The organism is Leclercia adecarboxylata, assembly GCF_006874705.1.
Lineage (GTDB): Bacteria > Pseudomonadota > Gammaproteobacteria > Enterobacterales > Enterobacteriaceae > Enterobacter > Enterobacter adecarboxylatus_C.
This window is the reverse complement of sequence record NZ_CP035382.1, coordinates 1,611,399-1,630,605: the sequence shown is the minus strand read 5'-3', so window position 1 is coordinate 1,630,605 and position 19,207 is coordinate 1,611,399. Positions and strand designations below refer to the sequence as shown.

Here is a 19,207-nt window from a genome sequence, read left to right as displayed (position 1 = left end):
CGGCAACTAAACCTTTCCCCGTCATCATTCACGCTGCCTCTTTGTTGGCTGCCTTTGCTCACCCCGGTCACATAGTTAACTATGCTCCCGGGGATTCGCGCAGTTGCCGCCGCGATGCAACGCGAATGATTTAGGGGAATATTCTTCGATTACACCCTTTCAAATACCGTCGCGATCCCCTGACCCAGGCCGATGCACATGGTTGCCAGACCAAACTGGGCATCTTTGCGTTCCATCAGGTTAATCAGCGTGGTGCTGATACGCGCCCCGGAACAACCCAGCGGGTGACCCAGCGCAATGGCGCCGCCGTTGAGGTTAATCTTCTCGTCGATCTGATCCATCAGCCCCAGATCCTTAATACACGGCAGGATCTGTGCGGCGAAAGCTTCGTTCATCTCAAAGAGGTCGATATCGCTGGCGGAAAGCCCGGCTTTTTTCAGCGCCAGCTTTGAGGCTGGCACCGGGCCGTAACCCATGATTGACGGATCGCAACCCACCACCGCCATCGAGCGGATGCGCGCGCGCGGCGTCAGGCCCAGCTCGCGGGCGCGGCTTTCGCTCATTACCAGCATCGCCGCCGCACCATCGGACAGGGCAGAAGAGCTGCCCGCCGTCACGGTACCGGTGACCGGATCAAAGGCCGGTTTCAGCGTCGAGAGGGCCTCAACGGTAGTTTCCGGGCGGATCACTTCATCGAAATAGAACTGCTTCAGCACGCCGTCAGCGTCGTGACCGCCGGTGGGCAGAATTTCATTCTTGAATGCGCCGGACTGCGTCGCGGCCCAGGCACGGGCGTGGGAGCGGGCGGCAAAGCCGTCCTGCATTTCACGGCTGATACCGTGCAGGCGTGAGAGCATTTCTGCCGTCAGCCCCATCATTCCCGCGGCTTTCGCTACGGTGCGGCTCATGCCGGGATGGAAATCGACCCCGTGGTTCATCGGCACGTGGCCCATGTGCTCCACGCCGCCGATCATGCACACCTGCGCATCGCCGGTCATGATCATACGCACCGCATCGTGCAGGGCCTGCATCGATGAACCGCACAGGCGATTGACGGTGACAGCCGGTACCGAATGCGGGATTTCCGCCAGTAGCGCCGCGTTACGGGCGATGTTAAAGCCCTGCTCCAGGGTCTGCTGCACGCAGCCCCAGTAGATATCGTCCAGCGCGGTGGCTTCCAGAGCCGGGTTGCGCGCCAGCAGGCTACGCATTAAATGTGCGGAGAGATCTTCCGCGCGCACGTTACGAAATGCGCCGCCCTTCGAACGGCCCATCGGGGTGCGAATTGCATCGACAATGACAACCTGTTCCATTGTGACTCCTTAAGCCGTTTTCAGTGCGCCAACCGGACGGGCGGGCTCAACCGGGGGATAGTACGCTTCGTTATTACGCGCTTTGGTACGCAGACCTTCTGGAGCCTGATAAAGCGCGCCGAGATGTTCATACTGCTGCGTCATATCCAGGTAGCGGGCGCTGCCCAGCGTATCCAGCCAGCGGAACGCGCCGCCGTGGAACGGAGGGAAGCCCAGGCCGTACACCAGCGCCATGTCTGCTTCCGCCGGGCTGGCGATAATACCCTCTTCGAGACAGCTCACCACTTCGTTGACCATCGGGATCATCATGCGGGCGATAATCTCTTCGTCGCTGAAATCGCGCTTCGCGTGACTGACGTCGGCCAGCAGGCTGTCCACGGCTGCGTCTTCCTCTTTCTTCGGCTTGCCTTTGCTGTCTTCTTTATAACGCCAGAAGCCGAGGCCGTTTTTCTGGCCGTAGCGGTTCGATTCAAACAGGGCGTCGATGGCATCGCGGTAATCTTTCTGCATGCGCTGCGGGAAACCTGCCGCCATCACCGCCTGAGCGTGATGCGCAGTATCAATGCCGACCACATCCAGCAGATACGCCGGGCCCATCGGCCAGCCAAACTGTTTTTCCATTACTTTGTCGATCTTGCGGAAATCCGCCCCGTCGCGCAGCAGCTGACTGAAACCGGCAAAGTAGGGGAACAGCACGCGGTTAACGAAGAAGCCCGGGCAGTCGTTCACCACAATCGGAGTTTTGCCCATCTTGCTGGCCCAGGCCACCACTTTGGCGAGGGTTTCGTCAGAGGTTTTTTCACCGCGGATCACTTCAACCAGCGGCATACGGTGCACCGGGTTAAAGAAGTGCATGCCGCAGAAGTTTTCCGGGCGCTTGAGAACGCTGGCCAGTTCGCTGATTGGAATGGTAGAGGTGTTGGAGGCCAGCACGGTGTCCGGACGTACTTTATCTTCGGTTTCTGCCAGTACCGCTTTTTTCACTTTCGGGTTTTCGACCACCGCTTCGACGACCACATCCACGCGATCGAAGCCGCTATATTCCAGCGTCGGATGAATAGTGGAGATCACCCCGGAGAGCTTCAGGCCGTCGATTTTGCCGCGTTCGAGCTGTTTATTCAGCAGCTTGGCCGCTTCGGTCATGCCCAGGGTCAGCGACTTCTCGTTGATGTCTTTCATCACCACCGGCACGCCTTTCCAGGCCGACTGGTAGGCAATGCCGCCGCCCATAATGCCTGCGCCCAACACCGCCGCCTGTTTTGGCGTCTCGATGTTTTTGGTGAGCTGCTTCGCTTTACCCTTCACGTACTGGTCATTGAGGAAAATACCGACCAGCGCGCGGGCTTCGTTGGTGTGAGCCAGTGGGACGAAACTTTGGTTTTCTAATTTCAGTGCTTCGTCACGGCCCAGACGTGCGGCGGCTTCGATGGTTTTCACCGCGGTGATCGGCGCCGGATAGTGTTTACCCGCCGTCTGCATCACCATGCCTTTGGCGATGGTGAAACTCATGGTGGCTTCAATTTTACTTAAGTGCAGCGGCTCCAGCTTCGGCTGGCGTTTCGCTTTCCAGTCAAGGTCGCCGTTGATCGCCTGACGCAGAATGGCCAGCGCTCCTTCATGCAGTTTTTCAGGCTTAACCACGCCATCCACCAGACCGAGTTTCAACGCCTGGTCGGCACCGACGTCTTTACCGGCAGCGATGATCTCGAGAGCGCTGTCGGCACCCAGCAGGCGCGGCAGACGGACCGAGCCGCCAAAGCCCGGCATAATGCCCAGTTTGGTTTCCGGCAGGCCGATGCGCAAATCAGGGGTGGCGAGACGGTAATCGGTCGCCAGCACGCATTCGCAGCCGCCGCCGAGCGCATAGCCGTTGACCGCAGAGATCGTCGGGACAGGGAGATCTTCCAGACGGTTAAAGACGCTGTTGGCAAAATGCAGCCACTGGCTCAGCTGCTCCTGGGGGACCAGGAACAGGGAGAGAAATTCGGTGATGTCTGCGCCGACGATAAATGCCGCTTTTTCGGAACGCAGCAGCAGACCTTTTAAGTCGGACTCTTTTTCAAGCACGTCCAGCGCATGGCCAAGGCTGGCCACGGTTGCGGTGTCCAGTTTATTCACTGAGCCGGGGGCGTCGAACACCAGTTCGGCAATGCCACCTTCCAGCCAGTCTACGTACAGGGTGTCGCCTTTGTAGAGCATGTCGGTCTCCTGAATCCAGCAATTGGATCTGGTCATACCAGATGATTCGGAGTGTGGGATTTGTGTTAATGAAATGCAAATTACTCATTAAATAATTGTAGGTCTGATCACGATCGGCGGAGATCACGCAGCCTTTCTGAGGTGTGCTAAGATGCGGTGACTTGAGGTCAAAACAAAAGGAAGAATGATGGACTCACTGGCCGCGCTGTATAAAAATCACATTGTTACGTTACAGGAACGTACCCGCGACGTACTGGCTCGCTTTAAGCTGGATGCCCTACTCATCCACTCAGGCGAGCTGTTCAATGTCTTTCTCGACGATCACGCTTATCCCTTCAAGGTGAATCCGCAATTTAAAGCCTGGGTGCCGGTAACCCAGGTTCCCAATTGCTGGTTGCTGGTGGACGGCGTGAACAAGCCGAAACTGTGGTTCTATCTGCCGGTGGATTACTGGCACAACGTTGAACCGCTGCCGACCTCCTTCTGGACGGAAGAGATCGAGGTGATTGCCCTGCCTAAAGCCGACGGTATTGGCAACCAGTTACCTGCTGCCCGCGGCAACATCGCCTATATTGGCCCGGTACCGGAACGTGCGCGCGGTCTGGAAATCGCCGCAGATAACATCAACCCGAAAGGCGTGATCGACTATCTGCACTACTACCGCTCCTATAAGACCGACTATGAGCTGGCGTGCATGCGTGAAGCGCAAAAAACCGCGGTCAACGGCCACCGTGCGGCACACGAAGCCTTCCTGTCCGGCATGAGCGAGTTCGACATTAACCTGGCTTACCTGACGGCCACCGGCCATCGTGACACCGACGTGCCATACAGCAACATTGTGGCGCTGAATGAGCACGCGGCGGTGCTGCACTACACTAAACTCGATCACCGCGCGCCGTCCGAAATGCGCAGCTTCCTGCTGGATGCCGGTGCGGAATATAACGGCTATGCCGCGGACCTGACCCGCACCTGGGCCGGGAACAGCGATACCGAGTTCGCTCAGCTGATCAAAGACGTCAATGAAGAGCAACTGGCCCTGATCGCCACCATGAAGGCCGGAGTGAGCTATGTGGATTACCACATCCAGTTCCATCAGCGCATTGCGAAGCTGCTGCGTAAGCACCAGATCGTCAGCGATATGAGTGAAGAGGCGATGGTGGAAAACGACCTGACCGGGCCGTTTATGCCGCACGGTATCGGCCACCCGCTGGGTCTGCAGGTGCACGACACCGCTGGTTTTATGCAGGATGACACCGGTACCCATCTGGCAGCGCCGTCCAAATATCCTTACCTGCGCTGCACCCGCATCCTGCAGCCGCGCATGGTGCTGACCATCGAGCCGGGCATCTACTTCATTGAGTCTCTGCTGGCGCCGTGGCGCGAAGGGCAGTTCAGCAAGCACTTCAACTGGCAGAAAATTGAGGCGCTGAAGCCGTTTGGTGGCATCCGTATCGAAGATAACGTGGTGATCCATGAAAACGGTACTGAAAACATGACGCGAGATCTGAAGCTGGCGTAATGGAGAGCTGGCTCATACCGGCAGCGCCGGTCACCTTTACGGAAGAGATCAAAAAAAGCCGTTTCATCACATTGCTGGCGCATACCGACGGCGTGGAGGCGGCAAAGGCTTTTGTTGAGTCAGTACGGGCAGAACATCCTGACGCCCGCCACCACTGCGTGGCGTGGGTAGCGGGGCCGCCCGACGATTCACAGAAGCTGGGGTTCTCGGATGATGGTGAACCGGCGGGCACGGCGGGCAAACCAATGCTCTCTCAGTTAATGGGCAGCGGCGTGGGCGAAATCACCGCCGTCGTGGTGCGTTACTACGGCGGCGTATTATTAGGAACGGGTGGGCTGGTCAAGGCCTATGGCGGCGGGGTCCAGCAGGCGCTGAATCAACTGACAACGATCCGCAAAACGCCACTTACCGAATATACTTTATTGTGCGATTACGCCCAGTTATCCGGCATCGAAGCGTTGCTGAAGCAGTATCAGGGCCTGATTGTGCACAGTGATTACCAGGCGACGGTGCAATTGCGTGTGGCGCTACCCCAGGCGTCGCTTCCGGTATTCTCAGCAAAACTGGCTGATTTTAGTCGTGGTTCGTTGCAATTACGGCCGATTGAAGAATAATCCCCACCTTACTTATTGAATACCTAAGGAAGCGGCAGAGATGCATTTTCGTGCCATAACCCGAATCGTTGGATTGCTGGTCATACTCTTTTCCGGGACGATGATCCTCCCCGGACTGGTGGCGCTTATTTATCGGGATGGTGCGGGCCGGGCCTTTACGCAGACTTTTTTCGTCGCGCTGATGATTGGCTCCCTGCTGTGGTGGCCTAACCGTCGTGAGAAGGGGGAGCTGAAATCCCGCGAAGGCTTCCTTATCGTGGTGCTGTTCTGGACCGTGCTGGGCAGCGTGGGGGCATTGCCCTTCATCTTTTCCGAACAGCCCAACCTGACCATCACCGATGCGTTCTTTGAATCCTTTTCCGGGCTGACCACCACCGGGGCCACCACGCTGGTGGGGCTGGACTCGCTGCCCCATGCCATCCTCTTTTATCGCCAGATGCTGCAATGGTTCGGCGGGATGGGGATCATTGTATTAGCCGTGGCGATCCTGCCGATACTGGGCGTCGGGGGGATGCAGCTCTACCGGGCAGAGATGCCGGGGCCGCTGAAAGATAACAAGATGCGCCCGCGTATCGCCGAGACGGCCAAAACCTTGTGGCTCATCTATGTGCTGTTAACCGTCGCCTGTGCGCTGGCGCTGTGGTTCGCCGGAATGCCGGCCTTTGATGCTATCGGCCACAGCTTTGCCACCATCGCGATTGGGGGGTTCTCCACCCATGATGCCAGCATCGGCTATTTTGACAGCCCGACCATCAACACCATTATTGCGGTCTTCCTGCTCATCTCCGGCTGTAACTATGGTCTGCACTTCTCTTTACTCAGTGGTCGTAACCTGAAGGTCTACTGGCGCGATCCGGAATTCCGCATGTTTATCGGCGTGCAGCTGACGCTGGTAGTGATTTGTACCCTGGTGCTGTGGCTACACGATGTCTATGCTTCGGCGGTCACTACGCTGAACCAGGCCTTCTTCCAGGTGGTGTCAATGGCGACGACCGCAGGCTTTACCACCGACAGTATTGCGCGCTGGCCGCTCTTCCTGCCGGTTCTGCTGCTCTGTTCGGCCTTTATCGGCGGCTGCGCCGGGTCGACGGGGGGCGGGTTAAAAGTGATCCGTATCCTGCTGCTGTTTAAGCAGGGCAACCGTGAGCTTAAGCGTCTGGTGCACCCGAATGCGGTTTACAGCATCAAGCTGGGTAACCGTGCGCTGCCAGAACGTATTCTCGAAGCGGTGTGGGGTTTCTTCTCCGCCTACGCGCTGGTCTTTATCGTCAGCATGCTGGCGATTATCGCGACGGGCGTGGATGACTTCTCGGCGTTTGCCTCCGTTGTGGCTACATTAAATAACCTGGGACCGGGCCTTGGCGTGGTCGCAGATAACTTTGCCAGCATGAATCCGACCGCGAAGTGGATCCTGATTGCCAACATGCTGTTCGGGCGTCTTGAGGTCTTTACGCTGTTGGTCCTCTTTACGCCAACATTCTGGCGCGAATAAAGGGAGCCATTTGTGAAAACACTCATTCTATTTTCAACACGCGATGGGCAAACGCGCGAGATTGCCGCTTTTCTGGCTTCTGAGTTAAAAGAGCAGGGCATCTATGCCGACGTCATTAACCTGAACCGCACCGAAGAGATTGCGTGGCAGGAGTATGACCGGGTGGTGATCGGCGCCTCCATCCGCTACGGCCATTTCCATCCGGCGGTGGATCGCTTTGTGAAAAAGCATACGGCAACGCTGAACAGCCTGCCCGGCGCTTTCTTCTCCGTGAACCTGGTGGCGCGTAAAGCGGAAAAGCGTACCCCGCAGACCAACAGCTACACGCGTAAGTTTTTGCTGAACTCGCCCTGGAAGCCAACGGCCTGTGCCGTCTTTGCCGGTGCCCTGCGTTACCCACGCTATCGCTGGTACGATCGCTTTATGATCCGTCTTATTATGAAGATGACCGGCGGCGAAACGGATACACGCAAAGAAGTGGTCTACACCGACTGGTCCCAGGTCTCCAGTTTTGCCCGGGAAATCGCACAATTAACCGGCAATCCGCGGCTTTAATAAACGTAAAGATTGAAAAGTAAGCGAACGAAAAACTTTTTGAGATTTATGCTTGTCACCGCCGAAGAACTCCCTATAATGCGCCTCCACTGACATGGAACAACGGCAAACAAGCCGCCGGGTCAGCAGGGAAAAGCGTGAAATTATCGCTTGACTCTGAAAGAGGAAAACGTATTATACGGGACCTCGCAACGGTGAGCGAAAGCCGCGTTGCACTGCTCTTTAACAATTTATCAGACAATCTGTGTGGGCACTCAAAGTGACATGGATTCTTAATGTCTTCGGACAATAAATGAATACCAAAGTCTCTGAGTGAACATACGTAATTCATTACGAAGTTTAATTCACGAGCATCAAACTTAAATTGAAGAGTTTGATCATGGCTCAGATTGAACGCTGGCGGCAGGCCTAACACATGCAAGTCGAGCGGTAGCACGGGGGAGCTTGCTCCCTGGGTGACGAGCGGCGGACGGGTGAGTAATGTCTGGGAAACTGCCTGATGGAGGGGGATAACTACTGGAAACGGTAGCTAATACCGCATAACGTCGCAAGACCAAAGAGGGGGACCTTCGGGCCTCTTGCCATCAGATGTGCCCAGATGGGATTAGCTAGTAGGTGGGGTAACGGCTCACCTAGGCGACGATCCCTAGCTGGTCTGAGAGGATGACCAGCCACACTGGAACTGAGACACGGTCCAGACTCCTACGGGAGGCAGCAGTGGGGAATATTGCACAATGGGCGCAAGCCTGATGCAGCCATGCCGCGTGTATGAAGAAGGCCTTCGGGTTGTAAAGTACTTTCAGCGAGGAGGAAGGCGGTGAGGTTAATAACCTCATCGATTGACGTTACTCGCAGAAGAAGCACCGGCTAACTCCGTGCCAGCAGCCGCGGTAATACGGAGGGTGCAAGCGTTAATCGGAATTACTGGGCGTAAAGCGCACGCAGGCGGTCTGTCAAGTCGGATGTGAAATCCCCGGGCTCAACCTGGGAACTGCATTCGAAACTGGCAGGCTAGAGTCTTGTAGAGGGGGGTAGAATTCCAGGTGTAGCGGTGAAATGCGTAGAGATCTGGAGGAATACCGGTGGCGAAGGCGGCCCCCTGGACAAAGACTGACGCTCAGGTGCGAAAGCGTGGGGAGCAAACAGGATTAGATACCCTGGTAGTCCACGCCGTAAACGATGTCGACTTGGAGGTTGTTCCCTTGAGGAGTGGCTTCCGGAGCTAACGCGTTAAGTCGACCGCCTGGGGAGTACGGCCGCAAGGTTAAAACTCAAATGAATTGACGGGGGCCCGCACAAGCGGTGGAGCATGTGGTTTAATTCGATGCAACGCGAAGAACCTTACCTACTCTTGACATCCAGAGAACTTAGCAGAGATGCTTTGGTGCCTTCGGGAACTCTGAGACAGGTGCTGCATGGCTGTCGTCAGCTCGTGTTGTGAAATGTTGGGTTAAGTCCCGCAACGAGCGCAACCCTTATCCTTTGTTGCCAGCGGTTAGGCCGGGAACTCAAAGGAGACTGCCAGTGATAAACTGGAGGAAGGTGGGGATGACGTCAAGTCATCATGGCCCTTACGAGTAGGGCTACACACGTGCTACAATGGCGCATACAAAGAGAAGCGACCTCGCGAGAGCAAGCGGACCTCATAAAGTGCGTCGTAGTCCGGATTGGAGTCTGCAACTCGACTCCATGAAGTCGGAATCGCTAGTAATCGTAGATCAGAATGCTACGGTGAATACGTTCCCGGGCCTTGTACACACCGCCCGTCACACCATGGGAGTGGGTTGCAAAAGAAGTAGGTAGCTTAACCTTCGGGAGGGCGCTTACCACTTTGTGATTCATGACTGGGGTGAAGTCGTAACAAGGTAACCGTAGGGGAACCTGCGGTTGGATCACCTCCTTACCTTAAAGAACCTGCCTTTGTAGTGTCCACACAGATTGTCTGATGAAAAAACAGCAGTAAAAAATCTCTGCAGGCTTGTAGCTCAGGTGGTTAGAGCGCACCCCTGATAAGGGTGAGGTCGGTGGTTCAAGTCCACTCAGGCCTACCAAATTCTTCCTGATACTGCGTTGCAGAATAACTCACATACTTAAGTATGCTTCGTTATTCCACGCCTTGTCTCAGAAAGAATTAGCGGTACAGAGATTAGCATTTTGCGATGGGGTTATAGCTCAGCTGGGAGAGCGCCTGCCTTGCACGCAGGAGGTCTGCGGTTCGATCCCGCATAGCTCCACCATCCTTTACTGCGACAACAAGAAAACTTCAGAGTGTACCTGAGAAGGTGCGCTGCGAAGTTTTGCTCTTTAAAAATCTGGATCAAGCTGAAAATTGAAACGACACGCCGTGTCTGTTCTCCGTAATAAGAGCAGATAAGCGGTGTGTCAGAGTCTCTCAAATTTTCGCAAGTCGATGATGAATCGAAAGAAACATCTTCGGGTTGTGAGGTTAAGCGACCAAGCGTACACGGTGGATGCCTAGGCAGTCAGAGGCGATGAAGGACGTGCTAATCTGCGATAAGCGTCGGTAAGGTGATATGAACCGTTACAGCCGACGATTTCCGAATGGGGAAACCCAGTGTGTTTCGACACACTATCGTTAAGTGAATACATAGCTTAACGAAGCGAACCAGGGGAACTGAAACATCTAAGTACCCTGAGGAAAAGAAATCAACCGAGATTCCCCCAGTAGCGGCGAGCGAACGGGGAGCAGCCCAGAACCTGAATCAGCGTATGTATTAGTGGAAGCGTCTGGAAAGTCGCAGGGTACAGGGTGATACTCCCGTACACAAAAATACATGCACTGTGAGTTCGAAGAGTAGGGCGGGACACGTGGTATCCTGTCTGAATATGGGGGGACCATCCTCCAAGGCTAAATACTCCTGACTGACCGATAGTGAACCAGTACCGTGAGGGAAAGGCGAAAAGAACCCCGGCGAGGGGAGTGAAAAAGAACCTGAAACCGTGTACGTACAAGCAGTGGGAGCACCCTTGTGGTGTGACTGCGTACCTTTTGTATAATGGGTCAGCGACTTATATTCTGTAGCAAGGTTAACCGTATAGGGGAGCCGAAGGGAAACCGAGTCTTAACTGGGCGTTAAGTTGCAGGGTATAGACCCGAAACCCGGTGATCTAGCCATGGGCAGGTTGAAGGTTGGGTAACACTAACTGGAGGACCGAACCGACTAATGTTGAAAAATTAGCGGATGACCTGTGGCTGGGGGTGAAAGGCCAATCAAACCGGGAGATAGCTGGTTCTCCCCGAAAGCTATTTAGGTAGCGCCTCGTGAATTCATCTCCGGGGGTAGAGCACTGTTTCGGCTAGGGGGCCATCCCGGCTTACCAACCCGATGCAAACTGCGAATACCGGAGAATGTTATCACGGGAGACACACGGCGGGTGCTAACGTCCGTCGTGAAGAGGGAAACAACCCAGACCGCCAGCTAAGGTCCCAAAGTCATGGTTAAGTGGGAAACGATGTGGGAAGGCACAGACAGCCAGGATGTTGGCTTAGAAGCAGCCATCATTTAAAGAAAGCGTAATAGCTCACTGGTCGAGTCGGCCTGCGCGGAAGATGTAACGGGGCTAAACCATGCACCGAAGCTGCGGCAGCGACACTATGTGTTGTTGGGTAGGGGAGCGTTCTGTAAGCCGTCGAAGGTGTGCTGTGAGGCATGCTGGAGGTATCAGAAGTGCGAATGCTGACATAAGTAACGATAAAGCGGGTGAAAAACCCGCTCGCCGGAAGACCAAGGGTTCCTGTCCAACGTTAATCGGGGCAGGGTGAGTCGACCCCTAAGGCGAGGCCGAAAGGCGTAGTCGATGGGAAACAGGTTAATATTCCTGTACTCGGTGTTACTGCGAAGGGGGGACGGAGAAGGCTATGTTGGCCGGGCGACGGTTGTCCCGGTTTAAGCATGTAGGCGGAGGTTCCAGGTAAATCCGGAGCCTTACTAACGCTGAGGTGTGATGACGAGGCACTACGGTGCTGAAGCAACAAATGCCCTGCTTCCAGGAAAAGCCTCTAAGCATCAGGTAACATCAAATCGTACCCCAAACCGACACAGGTGGTCAGGTAGAGAATACCAAGGCGCTTGAGAGAACTCGGGTGAAGGAACTAGGCAAAATGGTGCCGTAACTTCGGGAGAAGGCACGCTGATATGTAGGTGAAGCCCCTGCGGGTGGAGCTGAAATCAGTCGAAGATACCAGCTGGCTGCAACTGTTTATTAAAAACACAGCACTGTGCAAACACGAAAGTGGACGTATACGGTGTGACGCCTGCCCGGTGCCGGAAGGTTAATTGATGGGGTTAGCGGCAACGCGAAGCTCTTGATCGAAGCCCCGGTAAACGGCGGCCGTAACTATAACGGTCCTAAGGTAGCGAAATTCCTTGTCGGGTAAGTTCCGACCTGCACGAATGGCGTAATGATGGCCAGGCTGTCTCCACCCGAGACTCAGTGAAATTGAAATCGCTGTGAAGATGCAGTGTACCCGCGGCAAGACGGAAAGACCCCGTGAACCTTTACTATAGCTTGACACTGAACACTGGTCCTTGATGTGTAGGATAGGTGGGAGGCTTTGAAGCGTGGACGCCAGTCTGCGTGGAGCCATCCTTGAAATACCACCCTTTAATGGCTGGTGTTCTAACGTAGACCCGTAATCCGGGTTGCGGACAGTGTCTGGTGGGTAGTTTGACTGGGGCGGTCTCCTCCTAAAGAGTAACGGAGGAGCACGAAGGTTAGCTAATCCTGGTCGGACATCAGGAGGTTAGTGCAATGGCATAAGCTAGCTTGACTGCGAGAGTGACGGCTCGAGCAGGTGCGAAAGCAGGTCATAGTGATCCGGTGGTTCTGTATGGAAGGGCCATCGCTCAACGGATAAAAGGTACTCCGGGGATAACAGGCTGATACCGCCCAAGAGTTCATATCGACGGCGGTGTTTGGCACCTCGATGTCGGCTCATCACATCCTGGGGCTGAAGTAGGTCCCAAGGGTACGGCTGTTCGCCGTTTAAAGTGGTACGCGAGCTGGGTTTAGAACGTCGTGAGACAGTTCGGTCCCTATCTGCCGTGGGCGCTGGAGAATTGAGGGGGGCTGCTCCTAGTACGAGAGGACCGGAGTGGACGCATCACTGGTGTTCGGGTTGTCATGCCAATGGCACTGCCCGGTAGCTAAATGCGGAAGAGATAAGTGCTGAAAGCATCTAAGCACGAAACTTGCCCCGAGATGAGTTCTCCCTGAGCCTTTAAGGCTCCTGAAGGAACGTTGAAGACGACGACGTTGATAGGTCGGGTGTGTAAGCGCAGCGATGCGTTGAGCTAACCGATACTAATGAACCGTGAGGCTTAACCTTACAACGCCGAAGCTGTTTCGGCGGATTTGAGAGATTTTCAGCTGATACAGATTATTCACTGCGCCTGCGGGTGGGGTGACAACAGAATTTGCTTGGCGGCTGTAGCGCGGTGGTCCCACCTGACCCCATGCCGAACTCAGAAGTGAAACGCCGTAGCGCCGATGGTAGTGTGGGGTCTCCCCATGCGAGAGTAGGGAACTGCCAGGCATCAAACACGCGAAAGCCCATCCTCACGGATGGGCTTTTTGCGTTGCGGCGGGAAAACCCGCCGGGCGGCTGCGCCTTACCCGCCTACAACACCCCCTGGCCCGGCAATTCCAGCCGACAATGATCCCCCGATGGGGTAAACTATCCCGGTTTTTGCATCTGGATAGCCTCTATGAATCACTCCCTTAAGCCCTGGAATACCTTCGGTATCGACCGAAATGCCCGACAGATCGTGCGAGCCGACGATGCGCAGCAGCTGCTGGCCGCATGGAATCATGCCACGCAACACCACCAACCCGTTCTTATTCTGGGCGAGGGCAGTAACGTTCTCTTTCTGGAAGATTTTTCCGGCACGGTGATCGTTAACCGCATCCGTGGGATCGCGGTTGAGGAGACGCAAGAATGCTGGCGTCTGCACGTGGGTGCCGGAGAAAACTGGCACGATCTGGTGCAATTTACCCTTGAACACAACATGCCGGGGCTGGAAAACCTTGCCCTGATCCCAGGCTGTGCCGGTTCATCCCCTATTCAGAACATTGGTGCCTACGGTATTGAACTCAAAAACGTCTGTGAATATGTAGACTGTATCGAGCTGGCTACCGGTGAAGCACGTCGTTTACAAGCTGATGAATGCCGTTTCGGCTACCGCGACAGCATTTTCAAACATGAATATCAGGACAAATATGTCATCGTCGCGGTCGGTCTGCGCCTGACAAAAAACTGGAAGCCGGTTCTCTCCTACGGTGATTTAACCCGTCTGGATCCCGCTACTGTGACCGCGAAAGAGATTTTTACGGCAGTTTGCCAGATGCGCATGAGCAAATTGCCCGATCCGAGAGTGAATGGTAATGCCGGGAGTTTCTTTAAAAACCCGGTGATCGGCGCCGAAAATGCACAAACATTGCTTGCCCAATGGCCGAATGCGCCGCACTATCCGCAGGCAGATGGCAGCGTTAAGCTGGCTGCCGGCTGGTTGATCGATCAGTGTCAGCTCAAAGGCACCACCTTTGGCGGCGCGGCGGTACATCGCCAGCAGGCGCTGGTGCTTATCAACGAAAATAATGCGACCAGCGATGACGTCGTGCAGCTGGCCCATCAGGTGCGTCAGCGCGTGGGTGAGAAGTTCAATGTCTGGCTGGAGCCGGAAGTGCGCTTTATCGGGCATCACGGTGAAGTGAACGCGGTGGAGACCATTGCATGAAAGACCATACTGTCCCCCTGAAGCTGATCGCCATTCTGGCCGACGGCGATTTTCATTCCGGTGAACAGCTCGGTGAACAGCTGGGAATGAGCCGTGCGGCCATAAACAAGCATATTCAGACCCTGCGCGACTGGGGTGTGGATGTCTTTACCGTGCCGGGCAAAGGCTACAGCCTGCCGGAGCCGGTTCAGCTGTTGAATGAAGCCTTTATCCACAGTCAGATTGTCGATAACAGCGTCGCCGTTCTGCCGGTGATTGATTCCACCAACCAGTATCTGCTCAACAGGCTCAACGAACTGAAGTCAGGCGACAGCTGTGTGGCTGAGTACCAGCAGGCCGGACGCGGTCGCCGGGGACGTAAATGGTTTTCGCCTTTTGGCGCCAACCTCTACCTGTCTATGTACTGGCGTCTGGAGCAGGGGCCCGCTGCCGCCATCGGTCTTAGCCTGGTGATTGGTATTGTGCTGGCAGAGGTCCTGCAATCCCTTGGTGCTGACGACGTGCGGGTGAAGTGGCCAAACGATCTCTATCTTAAGGATCGCAAACTGGCCGGCATTCTGGTCGAACTGACGGGTAAAACCGGTGATGCGGCGCAGATCGTGATGGGTGCCGGGATCAATCTGGTGATGCGTAACGTGCAGGCAGACGATATCAATCAGGGCTGGATCAACCTGCAGGAAGCGGGGATCGCCATCGATCGTAACGTCCTGGCGGTGCAGGTCATCAATGAGCTGCGTCACTCGCTGAAAATCTTCGAACAGGAAGGGTTAACGCCGTTCCTGCCTCGCTGGGAGAAGCTGGATAATTTTGTTCACCGTCCGGTGAAGCTCATTATTGGCGATAAAGAGATCTACGGCACCTCGCGGGGTATTAACGAGCAGGGCGCACTGTTGCTGGAACAGGATGGGGTTATAAAACCCTGGGTAGGTGGAGAGATTTCACTGCGCAGCGCCGAATAAGGCACCAGGCTGCAGCCCCCGTTATACGGGGCTGTAACCGGCCTGAACAACCGCTCCACACCCTGTGCGGAGCGGGAACCAGAATAATCCCTAAACGGTTGGTTACACTCTCTTAAATACATCACGATAAGGTATACTCTGAAAGCAGCGGGGTAACAGTTGATTAACCTGCGTTTCGCGTTTCTGGAGATTCATTTTGCGTGTCAGCCGCTCTTTAACTATCAAACAAATGGCGATGGTGACTGCCGTCACTATGGTGTTTGTTTTTGTCTTTTGCGTCATTTTGCTGTTTCATGCCATTCAGCAGAATCGCTATAACACGGCTTCGCAACTCGAAAGTATTGCCCGCTCAATCCGTGAGCCCCTTTCTGCGGCCATTCTTAAGGGCGACATTCCCCAGGCGGAATCCATTATTAAGAGCATCAGGCCGGCAGGCGTCGTCAGCCAGGCCGATGTGGTGCTGCCCAATCAGTTTCAGGCGCTGCGCATGAACTTTATTCCGGAGCGTCCGGTACCGGTGATGGTGAAGCGCCTGTTTGAGCTGCCGGTACAAATCTCGCTGCCGGTCTATTCCCTGCAGCGTCCGGCGAACCCGCAGCCGCTGGCCTATCTGGTGCTGCAATCGGACTCCTGGCGAATGTACAAATTCGTGATCAGTTGGGTCTCAACGTTGGTAACCACTTACTTATTGTTGACGCTGATGCTCACCGTGGCGCTGACCTGGTGCATCAACCGGCTGATCGTCCACCCGCTGCGCCGGATTGCCCGCGAGCTGGATACCCTTTCGCCGCAGCAGCAGATCGGGCATCAGCTACCCGTCCCTCGTCTGCATCATGACGACGAAATTGGCATGCTGGTACGCAGCTACAATCTGAACCAGCAGCGCATGATGCGCCAGCATGAAGAGATCAACCACAACGCCACCCGCTTTGCAGTGTCGGATCTGCCCAACAAGGCATTTCTGATGGCGTTGCTGGAGCAGGCGGTGAAACGCCAGCAGACTACCGCGCTGATGGTGGTGGCCTGTGAGACCCTGCAGGACACCGCTGGCGTGCTGAAGGAGAGCCAGCGGGAAATGGTGCTGCTGACGCTGGTCGAAAAGCTCAAATCCGTACTGGCACCGCGGATGGTGCTGACCCAGGTAAGCGCCTATGACTTTGTGATTATCGCCAATGGCGTCAAAGAACCGTGGCACGCCATTACGCTAGGTCAGCAAGTACTCACCGTTATCAATGAACGGTTGCCGGTACAGGGGATCCAGCTGCGCCCGAGCGCCAGTATCGGCATCGCCATGTTTAACGGCAACCTGACCGGCGAGCAGCTCTACCGCCGGGCATTCTCTGCCGCATTTACTGCCCGGCAGAAAGGAAAGAACCAGATCCAGTTCTTCGAACCGGAGCAGATGGAGAAGGCGCAGCAGCGGCTCTCAGAAGAGAACGATATTCTGACCGCGCTGGACCACAACCACTTCGCTATCTGGCTACAGCCACAGGTGGATCTGCATACCGGCAAGGTAAGGAGCGCTGAAGCGCTGCTGCGGATGCGCCAGGCCGATGGCAGCTGGGAGCTCCCGGAAGGGCTGATCGACCGCATTGAGAACTGCGGTCTGATTGTGACCGTAGGTCACTGGGTGCTGGAGGAGTCCTGCCGTTTGCTGTCAGCCTGGCAGTCGCGGGGAATAATGATGCCATTGTCGGTTAACCTGTCGGCATTACAGCTGATGCACCCGAACATGGTCCCGGAGCTGCTGGAGATGATCGGTCGCTACCGCATCCAGCCTGATACCCTGATACTGGAAGTGACCGAGAGCCGTCGGATCGACGATCCTAACGAAGCCGTGGCAATACTCCGCCCGCTACGTAATGCCGGCGTGCGCATTGCGCTGGACGATTTTGGCATGGGGTACGCCGGGCTGCGTCAACTCCAGCATATGAAAACCCTGCCGGTAGACGTGCTGAAAATCGATAAGGCCTTTGTCGAGGAGCTGCCTGACGACAGCAGCATGGTGGAGGCGATTATCCAGATGGCGCACAGCCTGAAGCTGGAGATTATCGCCGAGGGTGTCGAGACCGACGCTCAGCGACGCTGGTTGGCTGATGCCGGGGTGGAGTGCGGACAGGGATTTTTGTTTGCTAAAGCCGTTCCAGGCGATGTTTTTGAAAGCCGTTATCTTCACCAGAATGACAATCACACAGTTGAATGAAATGTTGCTGGCTTGTGCGAGCCAGCTCAAGTTTCTTAACATTTGTGTTTCAAATTCAGCCTGAGCTTCTATTTGTCCTGATTATTGGGTGCTATTTTAAGGCCGCAGGTGAGCAGTAACCCTACACTGCCTGCGGTTTTTCTTCCCAAGGACATCTTATGAAAACCTCTCTCTTCAGAAGTCTTTATTTTCAGGTCTTAACCGCCATCGCCATCGGTATTCTGCTTGGCCATTACTACCCTGAATTAGGCGCCCAAATGAAACCGCTTGGCGATGCCTTCGTTAAGCTGATTAAGATGGTGATCGCTCCGGTTATATTCTGTACCGTCGTGACCGGCATCGCAGGCATGGAAAGCATGAAAGCCGTGGGCCGCACGGGTGCGGTTGCGCTTCTCTATTTTGAAGTGGTCAGCACCCTCGCGCTGATCATCGGCCTGATCATTGTGAACGTGGTTCAGCCTGGCGCGGGTATGAACGTTGACCCCTCGACGCTGGATGCGAAAGCGGTGGCGGTCTACGCCGAGCAGGCGAAGGATCAGGGCGTGGTCGCCTTCCTGCTGGATGTGATCCCCGGCAGCGTGATTGGCGCCTTCGCCAGCGGCAACATCCTGCAGGTGCTGTTGTTCGCCGTGATGTTTGGCTTTGCTCTGCATCGCCTCGGCAGCAAAGGCCAGCTGATTTTCAACGTGATTGAAAGCTTCTCGCAGGTCATCTTCGGCATTATCAACATGATTATGCGCCTGGCACCGATCGGAGCCTTCGGGGCGATGGCCTTTACCATCGGCAAATATGGCGTTGGCACCCTGGTACAGCTCGGCCAGCTGATCATCTGCTTCTATATTACCTGTATCCTGTTTGTGGTGGTGGTGCTGGGCAGTATTGCGCGTGCCACAGGCTTCAACATCTTTAAGTTCATCCGCTATATTCGTGAAGAGCTGCTGATCGTGCTGGGTACTTCTTCGTCCGAATCGGCTTTGCCGCGCATGCTCGACAAGATGGAGAAGCTGGGCTGTCGTAAATCGGTGGTGGGGCTGGTTATCCCGACCGGTTACTCCTTTAACCTTGATGGCACCTCGATCTACCTGACGATGGCGGCGGTGTTTATCGCTCAGGCCACCAACAGCCATATGGATATCTTCCATCAGATCACGCTGCTGGTGGTGCTTCTGCTCTCCTCGAAAGGCGCAGCAGGGGTGACGGGCAGCGGCTTTATCGTGCTGGCAGCCACCATCTCTGCGGTAGGGCACCTGCCGGTAGCCGGGCTGGCGCTGATCCTCGGTATTGACCGCTTTATGTCTGAAGCCCGCGCGCTGACCAACCTGGTGGGTAACGGCGTGGCGACCATCGTGGTGGCGAAGTGGGTGAAAGAGCTGGACCACAAAAAACTCGACGATACGCTGAATAATCGTGCGCCAGACGGCAAAACACAGGGTTTGTCCTCCTAAAATCTTCTCTCTGGCCCGCATTCCCTTGTCGGGGTGCGGGCTCCTGCGCATAATGGCCCTGAATACTTGTCATAATCGGACAAGATTTATTTCGGGTATATTTCACTTCTTGCCGTGACGTTTCGCTTCACGCGCGGTCTAATCGGAGTG

The 19,207-nt window shown here is 55.4% G+C and carries 10 protein-coding genes, 2 tRNA genes and 3 rRNA genes; 13 read left to right on the top strand and 2 right to left on the bottom strand.

What is annotated here, in order from left to right; genetic code table 11:
• Window positions 1-149 precede the first annotated feature (149 nt).
• Entirely contained in the window at window positions 150-1,313 is a 1,164-nt protein-coding gene (fadA, locus tag ES815_RS08805; protein WP_142487487.1) for an acetyl-CoA C-acyltransferase FadA, read from the bottom strand.
• Window positions 1,314-1,322: 9 nt separating this feature from the next.
• The gene (fadB, locus tag ES815_RS08800) at window positions 1,323-3,512 is read right to left on the bottom strand and encodes a fatty acid oxidation complex subunit alpha FadB (protein ID WP_142490034.1); all 2,190 of its coding nucleotides are present in this window, start codon (window positions 3,510-3,512) and stop codon (window positions 1,323-1,325) included.
• Window positions 3,513-3,699: 187 nt separating this feature from the next.
• Here fadB and pepQ point away from each other — a divergent pair, with 187 nt between their 5' ends.
• From pepQ to dctA, 13 genes are all read left to right on the top strand, one after another.
• The gene (gene pepQ / locus ES815_RS08795) at window positions 3,700-5,031 is read left to right on the top strand and encodes a Xaa-Pro dipeptidase (protein WP_142490033.1); all 1,332 of its coding nucleotides are present in this window, start codon (window positions 3,700-3,702) and stop codon (window positions 5,029-5,031) included.
• Entirely contained in the window at window positions 5,031-5,645 is a 615-nt protein-coding gene (locus tag ES815_RS08790; protein ID WP_142487486.1) for an IMPACT family protein, read from the top strand. Before pepQ ends, ES815_RS08790 begins: the two co-directional genes overlap by 1 nt.
• 40 nt (window positions 5,646-5,685) lie before the next feature.
• Window positions 5,686-7,137, top strand: a complete 1,452-nt coding sequence (trkH, locus tag ES815_RS08785) for a Trk system potassium transporter TrkH (RefSeq protein WP_142487485.1) — start codon at window positions 5,686-5,688, stop codon at window positions 7,135-7,137.
• Between the two features lie 12 nt (window positions 7,138-7,149).
• The gene (gene hemG, locus ES815_RS08780) at window positions 7,150-7,692 is read left to right on the top strand and encodes a menaquinone-dependent protoporphyrinogen IX dehydrogenase (protein WP_142487484.1); all 543 of its coding nucleotides are present in this window, start codon (window positions 7,150-7,152) and stop codon (window positions 7,690-7,692) included.
• A gap of 361 nt (window positions 7,693-8,053) precedes the next feature.
• Window positions 8,054-9,595: ribosomal RNA gene (locus ES815_RS08775) — 16S ribosomal RNA — on the top strand.
• 71 nt (window positions 9,596-9,666) lie between these two features.
• Window positions 9,667-9,743 (top strand) — tRNA-Ile (locus tag ES815_RS08770).
• A 110-nt stretch (window positions 9,744-9,853) separates the two neighbouring features.
• A tRNA-Ala gene (locus ES815_RS08765) sits at window positions 9,854-9,929 on the top strand.
• A gap of 207 nt (window positions 9,930-10,136) precedes the next feature.
• Window positions 10,137-13,042: ribosomal RNA gene (locus tag ES815_RS08760) — 23S ribosomal RNA — on the top strand.
• Window positions 13,043-13,133: 91 nt separating this feature from the next.
• A 5S ribosomal RNA gene (gene rrf, locus ES815_RS08755) occupies window positions 13,134-13,249 on the top strand.
• Together the 16S, 23S and 5S rRNA genes with 2 tRNA genes alongside form the textbook arrangement of a ribosomal RNA operon.
• A 172-nt stretch (window positions 13,250-13,421) precedes the next feature.
• Entirely contained in the window at window positions 13,422-14,450 is a 1,029-nt protein-coding gene (murB, locus tag ES815_RS08750; protein WP_142487483.1) for a UDP-N-acetylmuramate dehydrogenase, read from the top strand.
• Window positions 14,447-15,409 carry a bifunctional biotin--[acetyl-CoA-carboxylase] ligase/biotin operon repressor BirA gene (gene birA / locus ES815_RS08745; RefSeq protein WP_142487482.1) on the top strand — a complete coding sequence of 321 codons (963 nt, stop codon included), beginning with the start codon at window positions 14,447-14,449 and terminating at the stop codon, window positions 15,407-15,409. The genes murB and birA overlap by 4 nt, the downstream gene beginning before the upstream one ends.
• Window positions 15,410-15,605: 196 nt before the next feature.
• The gene (gene hmsP, locus ES815_RS08740; protein ID WP_221888532.1) at window positions 15,606-17,612 is read left to right on the top strand and encodes a biofilm formation regulator HmsP; all 2,007 of its coding nucleotides are present in this window, start codon (window positions 15,606-15,608) and stop codon (window positions 17,610-17,612) included.
• 158 nt (window positions 17,613-17,770) lie between these two features.
• A complete protein-coding gene (dctA, locus tag ES815_RS08735; RefSeq protein ID WP_142487480.1) occupies window positions 17,771-19,057 on the top strand; it encodes a C4-dicarboxylate transporter DctC in 1,287 nt (428 codons plus the stop codon).
• Window positions 19,058-19,207: the final 150 nt, after the last annotated feature.

Bases quoted from the DNA above. Each gene is read 5' to 3' on its own strand.
- fadA (WP_142487487.1), bottom strand. From the start codon at position 1,313: ATGGAACAGGTTGTCATTGTCGATGCAATTCGCACCCCGATGGGCCGT.
- fadB (WP_142490034.1), bottom strand. From the start codon at position 3,512: ATGCTCTACAAAGGCGACACCCTGTACGTAGACTGGCTGGAAGGTGGC.
- pepQ (WP_142490033.1), top strand. From the start codon at position 3,700: ATGGACTCACTGGCCGCGCTGTATAAAAATCACATTGTTACGTTACAG.
- ES815_RS08790 (WP_142487486.1), top strand. From the start codon at position 5,031: ATGGAGAGCTGGCTCATACCGGCAGCGCCGGTCACCTTTACGGAAGAG.
- trkH (WP_142487485.1), top strand. From the start codon at position 5,686: ATGCATTTTCGTGCCATAACCCGAATCGTTGGATTGCTGGTCATACTC.
- murB (WP_142487483.1), top strand. From the start codon at position 13,422: ATGAATCACTCCCTTAAGCCCTGGAATACCTTCGGTATCGACCGAAAT.
- birA (WP_142487482.1), top strand. From the start codon at position 14,447: ATGAAAGACCATACTGTCCCCCTGAAGCTGATCGCCATTCTGGCCGAC.
- dctA (WP_142487480.1), top strand. From the start codon at position 17,771: ATGAAAACCTCTCTCTTCAGAAGTCTTTATTTTCAGGTCTTAACCGCC.